Annotated in this window: 13 protein-coding genes; 5 read left to right on the top strand and 8 right to left on the bottom strand. The window is 71.1% G+C overall.

The annotated features are described in order from the left end of the window. Positions 1–2: 2 nt before the first annotated feature. From hisB to hisD, 3 genes are read right to left on the bottom strand one after another with little or no spacing between them, the layout of a single operon-like run. Positions 3–596 (bottom strand): imidazoleglycerol-phosphate dehydratase HisB, encoded by a 594-nt coding sequence (hisB, locus tag AB5L52_RS32185; RefSeq protein ID WP_351017917.1) that lies wholly within the window; start codon positions 594–596, stop codon positions 3–5. Next, positions 593–1,699 (bottom strand): histidinol-phosphate transaminase, encoded by a 1,107-nt coding sequence (locus AB5L52_RS32180; protein ID WP_369367366.1) that lies wholly within the window; start codon positions 1,697–1,699, stop codon positions 593–595. The genes hisB and AB5L52_RS32180 overlap by 4 nt, the downstream gene beginning before the upstream one ends. Further along, complete coding sequence (hisD, locus tag AB5L52_RS32175) at positions 1,696–3,039, bottom strand: histidinol dehydrogenase (RefSeq protein ID WP_369367365.1); 1,344 nt, start codon at positions 3,037–3,039, stop codon at positions 1,696–1,698. The genes AB5L52_RS32180 and hisD overlap by 4 nt, the downstream gene beginning before the upstream one ends. A 169-nt stretch (positions 3,040–3,208) precedes the next feature. Here hisD and AB5L52_RS32170 point away from each other — a divergent pair, with 169 nt between their 5' ends. The 4 genes from AB5L52_RS32170 to ybaK all read left to right on the top strand — a co-directional run bounded on the left by AB5L52_RS32170 (position 3,209) and on the right by ybaK (position 7,348). After that, positions 3,209–4,786, top strand: coding sequence for an oxidoreductase (locus AB5L52_RS32170; RefSeq protein ID WP_351017926.1), 1,578 nt, complete (start codon positions 3,209–3,211; stop codon positions 4,784–4,786). Positions 4,787–4,945: 159 nt separating this feature from the next. Next, positions 4,946–6,034 carry a hypothetical protein gene (locus tag AB5L52_RS32165; RefSeq protein WP_369367364.1) on the top strand — a complete coding sequence of 363 codons (1,089 nt, stop codon included), beginning with the start codon at positions 4,946–4,948 and terminating at the stop codon, positions 6,032–6,034. 11 nt (positions 6,035–6,045) lie between these two features. After that, positions 6,046–6,786, top strand: coding sequence for an LON peptidase substrate-binding domain-containing protein (locus AB5L52_RS32160; RefSeq protein ID WP_351017931.1), 741 nt, complete (start codon positions 6,046–6,048; stop codon positions 6,784–6,786). 61 nt (positions 6,787–6,847) lie between these two features. Next, a complete protein-coding gene (ybaK, locus tag AB5L52_RS32155) occupies positions 6,848–7,348 on the top strand; it encodes a Cys-tRNA(Pro) deacylase (protein ID WP_351567858.1) in 501 nt (166 codons plus the stop codon). A gap of 37 nt (positions 7,349–7,385) precedes the next feature. Here the strand turns inward: ybaK and AB5L52_RS32150 are convergent, their stop codons facing one another. From AB5L52_RS32150 to AB5L52_RS32135, 4 genes are all read right to left on the bottom strand, one after another. Further along, positions 7,386–8,033, bottom strand: a complete 648-nt coding sequence (locus AB5L52_RS32150; protein WP_369367363.1) for an AAA family ATPase — start codon at positions 8,031–8,033, stop codon at positions 7,386–7,388. 34 nt (positions 8,034–8,067) lie between these two features. Further along, positions 8,068–8,889: an ABC transporter permease gene (locus AB5L52_RS32145; RefSeq protein WP_351567852.1), complete on the bottom strand. Its 822-nt coding sequence runs from the start codon at positions 8,887–8,889 to the stop codon at positions 8,068–8,070. Positions 8,890–8,986: 97 nt separating this feature from the next. After that, on the bottom strand, positions 8,987–10,000 hold the full coding sequence (locus AB5L52_RS32140) for an ABC transporter ATP-binding protein (protein WP_369367362.1): 1,014 nt from the start codon (positions 9,998–10,000) through the stop codon (positions 8,987–8,989). Positions 10,001–10,096: 96 nt separating this feature from the next. Beyond that, positions 10,097–11,311, bottom strand: a complete 1,215-nt coding sequence (locus AB5L52_RS32135; protein ID WP_351567846.1) for an NYN domain-containing protein — start codon at positions 11,309–11,311, stop codon at positions 10,097–10,099. Between the two features lie 225 nt (positions 11,312–11,536). Between AB5L52_RS32135 and AB5L52_RS32130 the strand changes: the two genes are divergently transcribed. Next, a complete protein-coding gene (locus tag AB5L52_RS32130) occupies positions 11,537–11,713 on the top strand; it encodes a hypothetical protein (protein ID WP_351017948.1) in 177 nt (58 codons plus the stop codon). A 74-nt stretch (positions 11,714–11,787) separates the two neighbouring features. Here the strand turns inward: AB5L52_RS32130 and dnaE are convergent, their stop codons facing one another. Next, positions 11,788–15,327 carry a DNA polymerase III subunit alpha gene (dnaE, locus tag AB5L52_RS32125; protein WP_351567842.1) on the bottom strand — a complete coding sequence of 1,180 codons (3,540 nt, stop codon included), beginning with the start codon at positions 15,325–15,327 and terminating at the stop codon, positions 11,788–11,790. Between the last annotated feature and the right edge of the window lie 112 nt (positions 15,328–15,439).

The following is a 15,439-nucleotide window of genomic DNA, read 5'->3' as shown; positions in this document are numbered from 1 at the left end:
GGTTACAGCGCGCCCTTCGTGGAGGGGAGGATGCCGGCCGCGCGCGGGTCACGCTCGGAGGCGTAGCGCAGCGCCCGGGCCAGCGCCTTGAACTGGCACTCCACGATGTGGTGCGCGTTGCGCCCGTACGGCACGTGCACGTGCAGCGCGATCTGCGCCTGGGCGACGAAGGACTCCAGGATGTGCCGGGTCATCGTGGTGTCGTACTCGCCGATCATCGGCGCCATGTTCTCGGGCTCGGTGTGCACGAGGTAGGGGCGGCCGGACAGGTCGACGGTGACCTGGGCGAGGGACTCGTCCAGCGGGACCGTGCAGTTGCCGAATCGATAAATTCCCACCTTGTCGCCGAGCGCCTGCTTGAAGGCGGCGCCGAGCGCGAGGGCGGTGTCCTCGATGGTGTGGTGGGAGTCGATGTGCAGATCGCCGTCGGTCTTCACGGTCAGGTCGAACAGACCGTGCCGGCCGAGCTGGTCGAGCATGTGGTCGTAGAAGCCGACGCCGGTGGCGATGTCGGTTCTGCCGGTGCCGTCGAGATCGATCTCGACGAGGACCGAGGTCTCCTTCGTGATGCGCTCTATGCGTCCAACGCGGCTCATGCCTCAAGCTCCTTCTTGACTTCACGGACCGCGTCGAGGAACGCGTCGTTCTCCTGCGGGGTGCCGGCGGACACCCGCAGCCACCCCGGTACGCCGTTGTCCCGGACCAGGACGCCCCGGTCGAGGATCTTCCGCCAGGCCTCGTGGGAGTCCGCGAACCGGCCGAACTGCACGAAGTTCGCGTCGGACTCGGTGACGTCGTAGCCGATCGCGCGCAGCTCGGTGACCAGCCGGTCCCGCTCCGCCTTCAGCTGCTCGACGTACTTCAGCAGCGTGTCGGTGTGCTCCAGGGCGGCCAGCGCGGTGGCCTGGGTGATCGCCGACAGGTGGTACGGCAGCCTCACGAGCTGGACGGCGTCCACGACCGCCGGGTCGGCGGCGAGATAGCCGAGGCGCAGGCCCGCCGCGCCGAAGGCCTTCGACATCGTGCGGGAGACGACCAGGTGGGGCCGGCCTTCCAGCAGCGGCAGCAGCGAGTCGCCGTGGCTGAACTCGATGTAGGCCTCGTCCACGATCACCATCGACGGCTTGGCCGCCTGCGCCGCCTCGTACAGCGCGAGGACCGTCTCGGGCGGAACCGCGTTGCCCGTGGGGTTGTTGGGGGTGGTGACGAAGACGACGTCGGGCTTGTGCTCGGCGATCGCCTCGACGGCCGCCGCGAGGTCGATCGTGAAGTCCTCGTTCCGCGGGCCCGAGATCCAGCCGGTGCCCGTCCCGCGCGCGATGAGCGCGTGCATCGAGTACGACGGCTCGAAGCCGATCGCCGTGCGGCCCGGCCCGCCGAAGGTCTGCAGCAGCTGCTGGATGACCTCGTTGGAGCCGTTGGCGGCCCATACGTTCTCGATGCCGAGGGGGTACCTGCCGGTCTTCGTGAGGTACTTGGCCAGCTCGGTGCGGAGCTGGACCGCGTCCCGGTCGGGGTAGCGGTTCAGGTCGCGGGCGGCCTCCCGCACCCGCTCCGTGATCCGCTCCACGAGCGGCTCGGGCAGCGGGTAGGGGTTCTCGTTCGTGTTCAGCCGTACGGGGACGTCCAACTGGGGCGCGCCGTAAGGGGACTTGCCACGCAGCTCGTCCCGTACGGGGAGATCGTCGATGCGGGTCACTTGCTCTCGGGTACCTTCCAACCGAACCGTGCCTTGATCGCGGCGCCGTGCGCCGGCAGGTCCTCCGCCTCCGCCAGCGTCACCACGTGGTGGGCGACGTCGGCGAGCGCGTCCTTCGTGTAGTCCACGATGTGGATGCCGCGCAGGAAGGACTGGACGGACAGGCCCGAGGAGTGGCAGGCGCAGCCACCGGTGGGCAGGACGTGGTTGGACCCGGCCGCGTAGTCGCCGAGCGACACGGGGGCCCAGGGGCCGATGAAGATCGCGCCCGCGTTGCGCACCCGGTCGGCCACGGCGGCCGCGTCGGCGGTCTGGATCTCCAGGTGCTCGGCGCCGTACGCGTCGACCACCCGCAGGCCCTCCTCCAGGCCGTCCACGAGGACGATCGCGGACTGCCGGCCCTTCAGCGCGGGCACGATCCGGTCCTCGATGTGCTTGGTCGCCGCGACCTGCGGCTCCAGCTCCTTCTCCACCGCGTCCGCCAGCTCGACGGAGTCGGTGACCAGAATGGCCGCCGCGAGCGGGTCGTGCTCGGCCTGGCTGATCAGGTCCGAGGCGACGTGCACCGGGTCGGCGGTGTCGTCGGCCAGGATCGCGATCTCGGTCGGACCGGCCTCGGCGTCGATGCCGATCCTGCCGGTGAAGAAGCGCTTGGCGGCCGCGACCCAGATGTTGCCCGGGCCGGTGACCATGGTGGCGGGCGGGCAGGACTCGGTGCCGTACGCGAACATCGCGACGGCCGTGGCGCCGCCCGCCGCGTAGACCTCGTCCACGCCGAGCAGCGCGCACGCGGCGAGGATCGTCGGGTGCGGCAGCCCGCCGGCTGGATCATTTTCAAAAGCGGGGGCCTGCGGCGGGCTGGCGAGCGCGATCGACTCGACGCCGGCCTCCTGCGCCGGTACGGCGTTCATGATCACGGACGAGGGGTAGACGGAGCGGCCGCCCGGCGCGTACAGCCCGACGCGCTCGACCGGCACCCACTTCTCGGTCACGGAGCCGCCGGGCACCACCTGGGTGGTGTGCGTGGCGCGGCGCTGCTCGCGGTGGACCAGGCGGGCGCGGCGGATGGACTCCTCCAGCGCGGCGCGCACGGCCGGGTCGAGGGCCGCCAGCGCGTCGGTGAGCGCCTGGGCCGGCACACGGACGGATTCCAGCCGTACTCCGTCGAACTTCTCGGCGAAGTCGATCAGCGCCGCGTCGCCCCGATGATGCACGGCCTCGCAGATCGGACGCACCTTCTCCAGGGCGGCCGAGACGTCGAAGTCGGCTCGGGGCAGCAGGTCGCGCAGGGCGGGGCCCTCGGGAAGGGCGTCGCCGCGCAGATCGATTCGGGAGATCACGGTCTCAATTCTGGCAGACCGCCGTCTCGAATCGTCGGCGCGTATCAATGGCTGATACAGAACGTGGCCGAACTCGGAAGATCTCCTTCACCTCTAGTGTTCCAGCAGTCACTGAGCGGGCATGAACGGTTGTACGAGACCCCTGACCAGCGGAGGAGAAGGAACAGCGGTGACCGAGGGGGCCGGTGTCGGCACCGGGGACCTGCCGGACGAGCTGACCGCGGCCGAGGCGGGCATGTGGCAGGCCTTCCGCAACGGCAGTGTGTACGACCTGAGCAGCGGCGACACCGTCGTGGACGATCCGCACGGCGGCCACCCCTGGGGCCCGGAGCGCGCGGTGCGGGCCCGGATCGTGGCCTGGCTGCTGCTGGACGGCCCGCCCGCGCTCGCGGGCCGGGTGTCCTCGCTGAAGCTGACCGGCGTGCGGATCACCGGCACGCTGGACCTCGCCGGCGGCGCGGTGCGGCCGTACGTCGAGCTGCGCGGCTGCCGCTTCGACGACCAGGTGCTGCTGCCGGAGGCCCGGTTCACGACGCTGCGGATGGTGGACTGCGCGGTGCCCCGGCTGGAGGCGGCCCGGGTGCACACCGAGGGCGATCTGCATCTGGCGCGCTGCCGCTTCCAGAACGGGGTGCGGCTGACCGACGCGCACATCGGCACCGATCTCATGCTCAACCAGGCGGTCGTGTACCGGGACCGCAGCGGGCGCTCGATCGCCGGGGACGGCCTGACCGTCGGCCAGGACCTGCAGGCGGAGATGCTGGAGTCGCACGGCGAGCTGCGGCTGCGCGGCGCCAAGGTCGGCGTGTCGCTCAGTCTGCGCGGCGCGATGCTGGACAACCCGTACTCCCGCTACGCCCTGAACGCACCCCAGCTGACGGTCGAGCGCACCCTGTATCTCACCCCGGCCGGCGTGGGCAGCCCGCTGCTGAGCGGCACGACCCCGGCGCGCGGGACGCGGATCCAGCGCTTCGAGTGCCGGGGCGGGCTGCGCCTGGACGACGGGCGGTTCGGGGACGCCGTCGACTGCGAGCGGGCCCGGTTCACCCTCGGCGACGACCAGGAGCTGTCGCTGCGCCGGGTGCACGCCTCGGAGCTGCGCTTCCTCGGGGACATGTCGCAGCGCGGCAAGGTGGTGCTGTCCGGCGCGCGGATCGTCAGCCTGGTGGACCGGGCGGCGAGCTGGCCCGGCCCCGGCAATCTGCACATGGGCGGCTTCGTGTACGAGAACCTCGTCCCGCGCGGCCCGTTCCCGCTGACCGGCCGGCTGGACTGGGTGGCGGCGGCCACCGCCGAGTACGCCCCGGAGCCGTACGAGCGGCTGGCGGCGGTGCTGCGGGCGGCCGGGGAGGACGAGGACGCGCGCGAGGTGCTGCTCGCCAAGCAGCGCCGGCGCCGCGAGACGCTGCCGCTGGCCGGCAAGTTCTGGGGGTACGTCCAGGACTGGACGGTGGCCTACGGCTACCGGCCGGGCCGGGCCGCGGTGTGGATGGCGGTGCTGTGGGCGGCGGGGACGCTGGCGTTCGCGCACGCGGACCATCCGCCGATGAACCATGACGGCCATCCGTACTGGAGCCCGGCCCTGTTCACCCTGGACCTGCTGCTGCCGGTGATCGACCTGGGCCAGACCGGCCAGTGGCAGCTGCGCGGCGTCTGGCAGTGGCTGGCGGCCGCGATGATCCTGATCGGCTGGATCCTGGCGACGACGGTGGCGGCGGGGGCGACGCGGTTGCTCCGGCGGGGCTGATGGGGCGCAACTGCCCCGTTTTTGCCCAGAGATCGCGTTTTCCGCGCTGTCGCCGCACAAAAGCCGAACAGTCACCTTTTACCGGGCCTTGACCCATGGCCGTACAACTTTCCGCGACTTACCCGAAGCCTCTGGCGCGCTGCCGACCTGGGCCTTTCAATGGTCGGCACCATGGCTTCGCTGCCCTCGTTCATCCGCCCCACGCGGATGACCAAACGCTCCGCACACCTCGTCCCCGGCCGGTCCGTGGCCGGGGACGAGGCCGTGCTCGACGCGCCCGACGACCGGCTCTCGCCCGCGCTGGTCGCGGCCGGCCGGGGCGATCACGAGGCCGCGGCCTGCCTGCTGGCCGCCACCCGCGCCGCGGCGGCCTGGGAGAACCACGACCGGTACGTACGGCGCCTGGCCGCGTTCGCCTGCTCGCGCCCCGAGTGGTTCGAGGCCTGGCGCACGACCGCCCCGCAGGACCCCGGTGCCCTGCTGGTCGGGGCGCAGCTGGCGGTGGACCGCGTATGGCCCTCGCCGGCCCGCGCCGAGCTGCTGCGCGAGGTGAGCCCCCTCATCACCGCCGCCGCCCGCGCCGACGACCGCGACCCGGTGCCCTGGCGGATCGCGCTGGACCACGCGCGCGGCTCGCGGGCCGGTCACCGGTACTTCGAGGAACTGTGGGCGGCGGCCGTCCGGCGCGCCCCGCACCACTACGGCTGCCATGTGGCCGCGCTGCGCTATCTGGCCGACGCCTGCTGTGTCCTGTGGGGAGACACCCCGCACACCCCCCGTGCCTCGCACCGCGAGTGCCTCGACTTCGCCGACCGGGCCGCGCAGGACGCCCCGGCCGACTCGCTCGTACAGGCCCTGCCGGCCCGGGCGGCCCTCGGCTTTCTGACCGACGGCTGCGGCCCCGAGGTCCCGCGCGCCCGGCTGGACGCCGCCGCCGACCGGGCGCTCGCGCTGTCCGCCCGTTTCCCGGTGGCCGACCCGTGGCCCGCCGAGATCCGCAACAAGCTCCTGTACGTCCTGCTCCGCCTGGACCGCTGGGAGGACGCCCGCGCGCAGCTGCGCCTGATCGGCCCGTACGCCACCTCCTTTCCGTGGGACCGGTTCTCCGACGACCCGCTCGGCCACTTCCTGCAGCTGCGCGAGCACCTGCTGACGGCCGGTCCCGGGCCGGTCCCCGCGGGTCTGCTGACCTGGTCCCCGGCCCTGCTCGGCGGGCATGGCGGACACGCCCGCGCCGACGACCACTAGGCTGAGGCGTCGTGACCACCGCCCGTCTCCCGCTCTTCCCGCTGAACACGGTGCTGTTCCCGGGGCTCGTGCTGCCGTTGAACATCTTCGAGGAGCGCTATCGCGCGATGATGCGCGAGCTGCTCAAGACACCGGAGGACGAGCCGCGCCGGTTCGCCGTCGTGGCCATCCGCGACGGCCACGAGGTGGCACCGAGCGCCCCCGGCATGCCGGATCCCACGGCCCAGCCCGCACGGGGACCGGCCGCGGGCTTCGGCCCGGAGCCGCTCAAGTCCTTCCACGGGGTGGGCTGTGTGGCGGACGCGGCGACCATCCGGGAGCGGGCCGACGGCACGTTCGAGGTGCTGGCGACGGGCACGACCCGGGTACGGCTGGTCTCCGTCGACGCGTCCGGACCGTTCCTGACGGCGGAGCTGGAGGAACTGCCGGAGGAGCCGGGCGACGAGGCGGGCGCACTGGCCGAGGGGGTGCTGCGCTCCTTCCGCCAGTACCAGAAGCGCCTGGCGGGCGCCCGCGAGCGCTCGCTGTCGACGGGCGCGGACCTGCCGGACGACCCCTCGGTGGTCTCCTACCTGGTGGCGGCGGCGATGGTGCACGACACCCCGACCAAGCAGCGGCTGCTGCAGGCGCCCGACACCGCGTCCCGGCTCCGTGACGAGCTGAAACTCCTTCGCGCCGAGACGGCGATCATCCGTAGTCTGCCGTCGCTGCCCGCGTTCGAGCTGACCCGGGCGCCGACGAGCCTGAACTGAGAACGACGGCTGAGAACGACGGCTGAGAACGACGGCTGAGAACGACGGCTGAGGAAGACGGATGGCGAAGAAGCCGAAGAAACAGCAGTCCGGGGGCACCCCCGCGACGGTCGCCCTCGCATCGGCCGGCGTGGATTTCACGGTCCACGCCTACGACCACGACCCCGCCCACCCCTCCTACGGCGAGGAGGCCGCGGAGGCCATGGGCGTCTCCCCCGACCGCGTCTTCAAGACCCTGGTGGCCGACGTCGACGGCGCCCTGACCGTGGCCGTGGTCCCGGTCTCCGGCTCCCTGGACCTGAAGGCCCTGGCAGCGGCGGTGGGCGGCAAACGAGCGACGATGGCGGACCCGGCCCTGGCGGAGCGGACCACCGGGTATGTGCGGGGCGGCATCTCGCCGCTCGGCCAGCGCAAGAGGCTGCCGACCGTCCTGGACGACTCGGCGAAGGCGCACGAGACGATCTGCGTGTCGGCGGGGCGCCGGGGCCTGGAGGTGGAATTGTCCCCGGGAGACCTGGCACAGCTGACGAGCGCCGTACTGGCACCCATCGGGCGAGGCTGACGACGGACGCCTGCCCGCAGCGGCTGACGGGCGGCGGCTACGCCTGGTGCGGATACGGCAGCTCGGGCTCGGGGTCCCGGGGTCCGAACAGCGCCGTGAGCCCGAGGTGGACCACCAGCGCGCCCAACGGCCAGGCCAGCAGCGCCCCCTTCGCCGAAAGCTTCAACGGCGCGGAGAAGGCAACCCCCTTGCCCACCGCCTTCGCATGCGCGAGCACGTCGGACTCGGGACCCAGCCACACCCCCAGCCGCCACGCCAGCACCGAGCCGAGCAGCGCGCCGAGCCCCAGCGCCACCACGACCGGCACGCCCCCACGCCGCCGCAGCAGAAAGACCACCACCGCGCTGACGACCCCGAAGGCGAGCCCCAGCAGGGTGAACGTACCGTCCACGCCTATCGCCTGTTCCCCTTCGCTGTCCTTGAGGTAGACGACCCAGTTCTTGTCGACCTGGTCGCCGACCAGCGGCACATGCGGCGCCAGCCACCACCACAGCAGCCCCAGCAGCACCCCGCCCAAGGCCACGGCCACCGTGATCACGGCGGCCTCCCGCAGTTCGGTCTTCATCCCGGGGCCGTCCTGTTCATAGCTGCCCCCCTCCTGCGCCCCGGCAGGCGGCGACGCCTGCCAGACCTGGTGCGGGGAGTCGTCGTGCGGTGGCGGTGGCGGAGTCAGCGGTGCGGTCATCCTGACATCGTGCCAGGTCGCGCTGTGCGCCGCGTCACCGGACGGCCGCCCGGCGGTACGCCCAGGTCGCCACGGCCAGCGAGACCACCCCGACACCCGCGCACACCCCCAGGTCGACCAGGACGACGGCCCAGTCCGGGTGGGCCCCGAAGGTCCGGGCGTAGGCCTCCACACCGTAGGTCGACGGCAGCAGATCCCGTGCCAGCCGGATGATCTCCGGCATCCGGTCGGCCGGCAGCACCCCCAGCAGCAGCGCCGCCGACATGCCCAACTGACCGAGCAGCGTGGCCAGTTCGGGCCGTGGCGCGAGCAGCCCGCAGGCGGCGCCCAACCCGGACAGCGCGGCCCCGGCGAGCGGGATCACGGCCACCAGGATCCACAGGTTGGACAGCGGCAGCCCGAACAGCACGCACCCGAAGACGGCCGTCACCAGCGTCCCCGGCACGGTGAAGGAGGCGTACGCCGCCGCCGCGCCCAGCACCACCGCGGCCGGCGGCACCGGCAGGGTGGCGTAGTGATCGAGGCCCCCGCTCGCCCGCAGCTGACCGAAGTACTGCGACAGCAGATTCAGGGCCACATACGCGACGACCAGCACCGACGAGCCCGCCACCACGGACTCGGCCTCGCTGCCGCTGTCCACGACGCCCCGCATCATCACGGTGATGCCGACGGACTGGAAGGTGGCCACGAACAGCAGCGGGATCCGCGCCACCCGGGCCCGGGACAGCTGTGCCCGGTAGACGGCGGCCAGCGACGGCCACAGCCGTGCGGGCGGCCCGAGTTCGGCCGCGGCCCGTGCCGTCTCGGGCACGGCCGGGGAACCGCCCGGCAGAACCTCCGCGGGTACGACACTCACGTCGAGCTGCTCCTCTTCCCTACCGCATTCCCTGCCGCGGTCGCGTAGCTCCCTACGACAGTCGCGCAGACCCATACGCATCGCACGGCCGCCGCGCTCACGCCTTCACCAGCCCCTGCCGGGCCGCGCCGCCCAGCGCGAGGTAGACGTCCTCCAGGCTGGGCGTGGCGAGCGTGAAGTCGTCCAGGGCGGCGAAGGCGGCCCCGCCGGTCACGGTGGCGACCACGGCGCGGGCCTCCTCGGGGGCGAGCCGCAGCGTCCAGCGCCGTCCCGACTCCGCGGCGCGCTCGCGCAGCGCGGCGACCTCGGGCACCTCCAGCGGCGCCCGCTCCCGCCACACCAGCTCGACCCGCACCTCGTCGGCGACCTGCTCCTTCAGCCCGGCGGGGGTGTCGCAGGCGATGACCCGCCCCTGGTCGAGCACGGCGACCCGGTCGAGCACGGTCTCGGCCTCGATGACGTTGTGGGTGACCAGCAGCACGGTCGTACCGCGTTCGGCGCGCCGCCGGTCCACGGCCGCCCAGACCGCGCGCCGGGCCACCGGGTCCATGCCGGTGGTCGGCTCGTCCAGCACGAGCAGCGGCCGCTCGCCGACGAGGGCGGCGGCGAGACAGGCGAGCCGGCGCTGCCCGCCGGACAGCTTCTTCAGCGCCCGCCCGGCGATCGGCGTGAGCCCCAGCTCCTCCAGTACGGCGTCCCGCTCGGCCCGCGCCCGCGTCACGTCCAGGCCGCGCAGGCGTCCGGTGGTCTCGGAGGCGAGGGAGACGGTCAGCTCGTCCAGCGCGGAGGACTCCTGACCGAGGTAGGCGAGGAGGCGCGCGGCCCGTTCGGGGTGCCGGACGATGTCGTGCCCGAGGATCTCCACGCTGCCGCTGTCCGGCCGGAGCAGCCCGGTGAGCTGTCGTACGAGGGTGGACTTGCCGGCGCCGTTCGGCCCGAGCAGCCCGAAGACCTCGCCGCGCCGCACGTCCAGCGCCACCCCGTCGGTGGCCCGCACCTCGGGGGTGCCGGGCGTACCGCGCCGCCCTTTCACGGCCGGATAGGTCTTGCCGAGCCCGCGTACGCGTACGACCTCGTCATGCCGAGGTGCCTGTGCCGCGCGCGTACTCACAAGGGACGAGACTAAGGGGTCGGAGCCCTTTACTCGCCGTTGGGGCCACGTCCGTACGCGAACGGTAAGCATCCCGGGCACCGCGTGCCCGGCCGCTCACTCCGGCGCGGGCGCGCTCTCCGCCGCGGCCGGTACGTCGATCTCCCGCCAGAACCCCGCCCGAATGGCGTACCGGTCGTGTTCGTCGATCTGGTCGTCCTTGTGGGCGAGCAGCCCGAACCGCGCGGCGTACCGCAGCAGCTCTCCGTCGATCCGGTGCGGGATGCGCGGATACAGCTGCGAGAGTTTCTGCAGATGGCCCTGGTCTCCGAGCCGGGACATCCAGCGGCGGGCGAAGACCTGTCCCACCTCGTACGGGTCGCCGCCGACCGTGGTGATGTCCTCCTCGCGGTCGGCCCACCGCTGCTCGGCCGTGGTGAGCTGGGCGAGCGTCGGCATGGCGGCGACCTCGGGCGGCTCGGTGACGGCGCCCGGGCGGTCCACCCAGCCCTTGTCGGAGGACCAGCGCAGGGTCGCGGTCGCGGGGTGCTGTACGGGCTGGGCGCCGGGGGCGCGCAGCGCGGCGAGGTCCTTGGGGGTGGGGACGCCCTTGGCGGCGGCCCGCTCCTGGGTGCCGTTCCCCGCCGCGGCGGCCGCCGGGGGCGCGCCCTGGTCGGTCGGCCGCTCGGCCGCCGCGGCGAGCGCGGACTCGGGCAGCGGCGCGGACAGGATCGCGGCGATCTCGGGCCGCGGCACGGGCGGCGGGGCGCAGACGCTGGTCAGTTCCTTGGCGCGGACGGCCTGGGTGATCCAGGCGCGGTCCAGGACCCGCCGCTCGTCGGCCTCGGCGACCAGGTCCTCGGACTGGTTGTAGTCGCCGTCGGCGGCCTGTACGGCCCACAGATGGACGGCGACGCCGTGCTCCTTGGCGGCCATCATGCCGGGCAGCAGATCGCCGTCGCCGGTGACGAGGACGACGTCGGAGCAGGCGCGGTTGCGGGCCAGCTCGGTCAGCTCGGCGTGCATGGCGGCGTCGACGCCCTTCTGCGCCCAGCGTCCGTCGCTGCGGGTGAGGGCGCCGAGCCGGACCGTGACGCGGGGCATCACGCGCAGCCGTCGATGCTCCGGTTGGGGGACGCGGTCGGGGGCGCCGTCGAACCAGTAGATGCGCAGCAGCGGGCGCTCGGTCTCCGTCTCGGCGCGTTCGCGCAGCGCCTGGATCAGCGCGGTGTGGTCGACGGTGATCCGCGACCGCGAGGGCTCACCGGCGAGGAGGCTGGCGGCTGCTCCCAGCAGGTACCCGGCGTCCACCAGGACGATGCAGCGGTCCACGCGACTCACCCTCTTTCCGGGAGGCTTGGCTTCGGACTTCCTTCGAGTCTGCCCGACGGCGCAGAGGTTAACGGCCCGAACTCGATCTTCGGCGTGGCGTTTGCGGATCCCGCGCGCCCACCAGCCCTGTCACACACGGTAATTATCCGACATGCGCCTGATGTCAGCGTATGTGAATCTGGTCCCGGACCTGGCCCCTAGATCCCCCGCAGGAGGCAGATCACCATGGCCAAGAACAAGAACCGCAAGCAGGGTGGCCCACAGAGCCGCGCGTCCCAGACCGAGCAGTCTCAGCAGCACGCGCAGCGGTCGCAGGAGGCACCCGAGTCTCCCGTGTCGCACATCCAGGGCAACCCGTCGGATGTTGCTCGTAAGAAGCAGAAGAGCTTCGGCCACAACTAAAGGGCAGTTGAAGCCCAGGCACACAGGAGGGGCGCACCCGTGGCGGGTGCGCCCCTTTGCACGTCGGCTGTACGTCAGCCGGCCAGGCAGGACGGGCCGAGCAGCACCTTCAGGTCGCCGAAGAGCGCCGGGTCGGGCTTGACCCGGTGCCGGTCCAGGCGCAGCACGGTGGTCTTGCGCGGGCCCTGCAGCTTGATACGGACCTCGCTGTCGCCCTTGTGATGGCTGAGGATCTCACCGAGGCGGCTGACCATGGGCGGAGTGACTCTGGTGGCCGGGATGGTGAGGATCACCGGCGCGTTGGTGCCCGCGTTGGACAGGTCCGGGACCATCAGTTCCATGGCGACGAGCCGGGGCACGTCCTCCCGCTTGTCGAGGCGGCCCTTGACGAACACCACGGCGTCCTCGACGAGTTGGGTCGACACCAGCTGGTAGGTCGCGGGGAAGAACATGCACTCGATGGAGCCGGCGAGGTCCTCGACGGTGGCGATGGCCCAGGCGTTGCCCTGCTTGGTCATCTTGCGCTGGAGACCGGAGATGATGCCGCCGATCGTCACCACGGCACCGTCGGCGTGCTCGCCGCCCGTCAGCTGGGCGATGCCGGCGTCGGCCTTGTCGGACAGCACGTGTTCGAGGCCGAAGAGGGGGTGGTCGGAGACGTACAGACCGAGCATCTCCCGCTCCTGGGCGAGCAGATAGGTCTTGTCCCACTCGTCCTCGGTGAACTGCACGTCGAGTCCGAAGCCGGGCTCGCTGCTGCTCTCCTCGCCCATGCCGCCGAAGAGGTCGAACTGTCCCTCGGCCTCCTTGCGCTTGACCGCGACCACGTTGTCGATCATCGGCTCGTACTGCGCGGTGAGCCCCTTGCGGGTGTGGCCCATGGTGTCGAAGGCGCCGGCCTTGATCAGCGATTCCGTGGTGCGCTTGTTGCACGCGACCGCGTCGACCTTGTCGAGGTAGTCGGGGAAGGAGGCGTATTTCCCCTTCGCCTTGCGGCACTTGATGATCGACTCCACGACGTTGGTGCCGACGTTGCGCACGGCTTCGAGGCCGAACAGGATCACGTCGTCGCCCTGGGCGGCGAAGTTGTGCACCGACTCGTTGACGTTCGGCGGGAGCACCTTGATGCCCATGCGGCGGCACTCGTTGAGGTAGATCGCCGACTTGTCCTTGTCGTCCTTGACGGAGGTCAGCAGCGCGGCCATGTACTCGGCGGGGTAGTTCGCCTTCAGGTACGCGGTCCAGTACGACACCAGGCCGTACGCGGCGGAGTGGGCCTTGTTGAACGCGTAGCCGGCGAACGGGACCAGCACGTCCCACAGGGCCTGGATGGCCTCGTCGCTGAAGCCGTTCTTGCGGGCGCCGGCCTGGAAGATGGTGAAGTTCTTCGCCAGTTCCTCGGGCTTCTTCTTGCCCATCACGCGGCGGAGGATGTCGGCCTCGCCGAGGGAGTAGCCCGCGATGATCTGGGCGGCCTTCTGCACCTGCTCCTGGTACACGATCAGGCCGTAGGTGACGTCCAGGACCTCCTTGAGGGGCTCCTCCAGATCCTTGTGGATCGGCGTGATCTCCTGCTGCTTGTTCTTGCGCAGCGCGTAGTTCGTGTGGGAGTTCATGCCCATCGGGCCCGGGCGGTACAGGGCCGAAACGGCGGAGATGTCTTCGAAGTTGTCGGGCTTCATCAGCCGCAGCAGCGAGCGCATGGGGCCGCCGTCGAACTGGAAGACGCCGAGGGTGTCGCCGCGCTGGAGCAGTTCGAAGGTCGTGGGGTCGTCCAGCGGAAGGGACAGCAGGTCGATGTCGAGGCCCTTGTTGGCCTTCACCATCTTGACCGCGTCGTCCATGATCGTGAGGTTGCGCAGGCCCAGGAAGTCCATCTTCAGCAGGCCGAGCGACTCACAGCTCGGGTAGTCCCACTGCGTGATGGTCACGCCGTCGGTGTGCCTGACCCACACCGGGACGTGCTCGGTGATGGTCTCGCTGGACATGATCACGCCGGCGGCGTGCACGCCCATCTGCCGGACCAGGCCCTCCACACCGCGCGCGGTGTCGATGACCTTCTTCACGTCCGGCTCGTTCTCGTACATCCCGCGGACCTCGCCGGCCTCCGAGTAGCGCGGGTGGCTGGGGTCGGTGATGCCGGAGAGCGGGATGCCCTTGCCGAGGACGTCGGCGGGCATGGCCTTGGTGATGCGGTCGCCCATCGCGTACGGATAGCCCAGCACGCGCGCGGAGTCCTTGATCGCGTTCTTGGCCTTGATGGTGCCGTACGTGCCGATCATGGCGACCTTGTCGGCGCCGTACTTCTCCGTCACGTACCGGATCACCTCGACGCGCCGGCGCTCGTCGAAGTCGATGTCGACATCGGGCATCGAGATGCGCTCGGGGTTGAGGAACCGCTCGAAGATCAGGCCGTGCGGGATCGGGTCGAGGTCGGTGATGCCCATGGCGTAGGCGACGATCGAGCCCGCGGCGGAGCCTCGGCCGGGGCCGACGGCGATGCCGTTGTTCTTCGCCCACATGATGAAGTCGGCGACGACGAGGAAGTAGCCGGGGAAGCCCATCGAGATGATGACGTCCATCTCGTACTCGGCCTGCTTCTGGCGGTCCTCGGGGACGCCGCCGGGGAAGCGGCGCTCCATGCCGCGGCGGACCTCCTCCTTGAACCAGGTGACCTCGGTGAAGCCCTCCGGGATGTCGAACTTGGGCATGAGGTCGCGCTTCTCGAACATGCCGGTCGTGTCGACCATCTCGGCGACGAGGAGCGTGTTGGCGCAGCCCTCCTGCCAGGCGTCCGAGGAGTCGATGGCGTACATCTCGTCCGTGGACTTCAGGTAGTAGCCGGTGCCGTCGAACTTGAAGCGGTCCGGGTCGGAGAGGTTCTTGCCGGTCTGGATGCACAGCAGGGCGTCGTGGGCGCCCGCCTCGTGCGCGTACGTGTAGTGCGAGTCGTTGGTGACCAGCGGGGGGATGCCGAGCTTCTTGCCGATCTCCAGGAGACCGTCGCGGACCCGGTGCTCGATCTCGATGCCGTGGTCCATCAGCTCCATGAAGTAGCGGTCCTTGCCGAAGATGTCCTGGTAGTCGGCAGCCGCCTTCAGGGCCTCGTCGAACTGACCGAGGCGCAGCCTGGTCTGGACCTCTCCGGAGGGGCAGCCGGTGGAGGCGACGATGCCCTCGGACCACTGGGCGATGGTCTCCTTGTCCATCCGGGGCCACTTCTGCAGCCAGCCCTCGGCGTAGGCGTCGGAGGAGAGCCGGAAGAGGTTGTGCAGCCCCGTCTTGTTGGTGGCCCACATCGTCTTGTGGGTGTAACCACCGGAGCCGGAGACGTCGTCACGCTTCTGGTGCGGCTGGCCCCACTGGATCTTGCGCTTGTTGCGCCGGGACTCGGGGGCGACATAGGCCTCGATCCCGATGATCGGGGTGATTCCGGCCTTCTGCGCGGAGTGGAAGAAGTCGTACGCCCCGTGGAGGTTGCCGTGGTCGGACATGGCGATGTGCGTCATGCCCATCTCATTGCAGGCATTGAACATGTCCTTGAGCCGCGCGGCACCGTCCAGCAGCGAGTACTGGGTGTGGACGTGCAGGTGCGTGAAGGGCGGCTTTGACACGGTATGGCCTCCAACGAAAACGCTCGGCGACGGATGGGGGGACGGTTCCGGGGTCAGCGTCGAAGTCTATGCCTCAGGACTGACACCGGCGGCCGATCCTTGCGTACCTTCA

The organism is Streptomyces sp. CG4 (genome assembly GCF_041080655.1).
In the GTDB taxonomy this organism is placed as follows: Bacteria; Actinomycetota; Actinomycetes; order Streptomycetales; family Streptomycetaceae; genus Streptomyces.
This window is presented reverse-complemented; position numbering and strand designations above follow the sequence as displayed.

Coding starts and splice junctions, on each gene's coding strand:
- hisB (WP_351017917.1), bottom strand. CDS start 596: ATGAGCCGCGTTGGACGCATAGAGCGCATCACGAAGGAGACCTCGGTC.
- AB5L52_RS32165 (WP_369367364.1), top strand. CDS start 4,946: ATGGTCGGCACCATGGCTTCGCTGCCCTCGTTCATCCGCCCCACGCGG.
- ybaK (WP_351567858.1), top strand. CDS start 6,848: ATGGCGAAGAAGCCGAAGAAACAGCAGTCCGGGGGCACCCCCGCGACG.
- AB5L52_RS32150 (WP_369367363.1), bottom strand. CDS start 8,033: ATGACCGCACCGCTGACTCCGCCACCGCCACCGCACGACGACTCCCCG.
- AB5L52_RS32130 (WP_351017948.1), top strand. CDS start 11,537: ATGGCCAAGAACAAGAACCGCAAGCAGGGTGGCCCACAGAGCCGCGCG.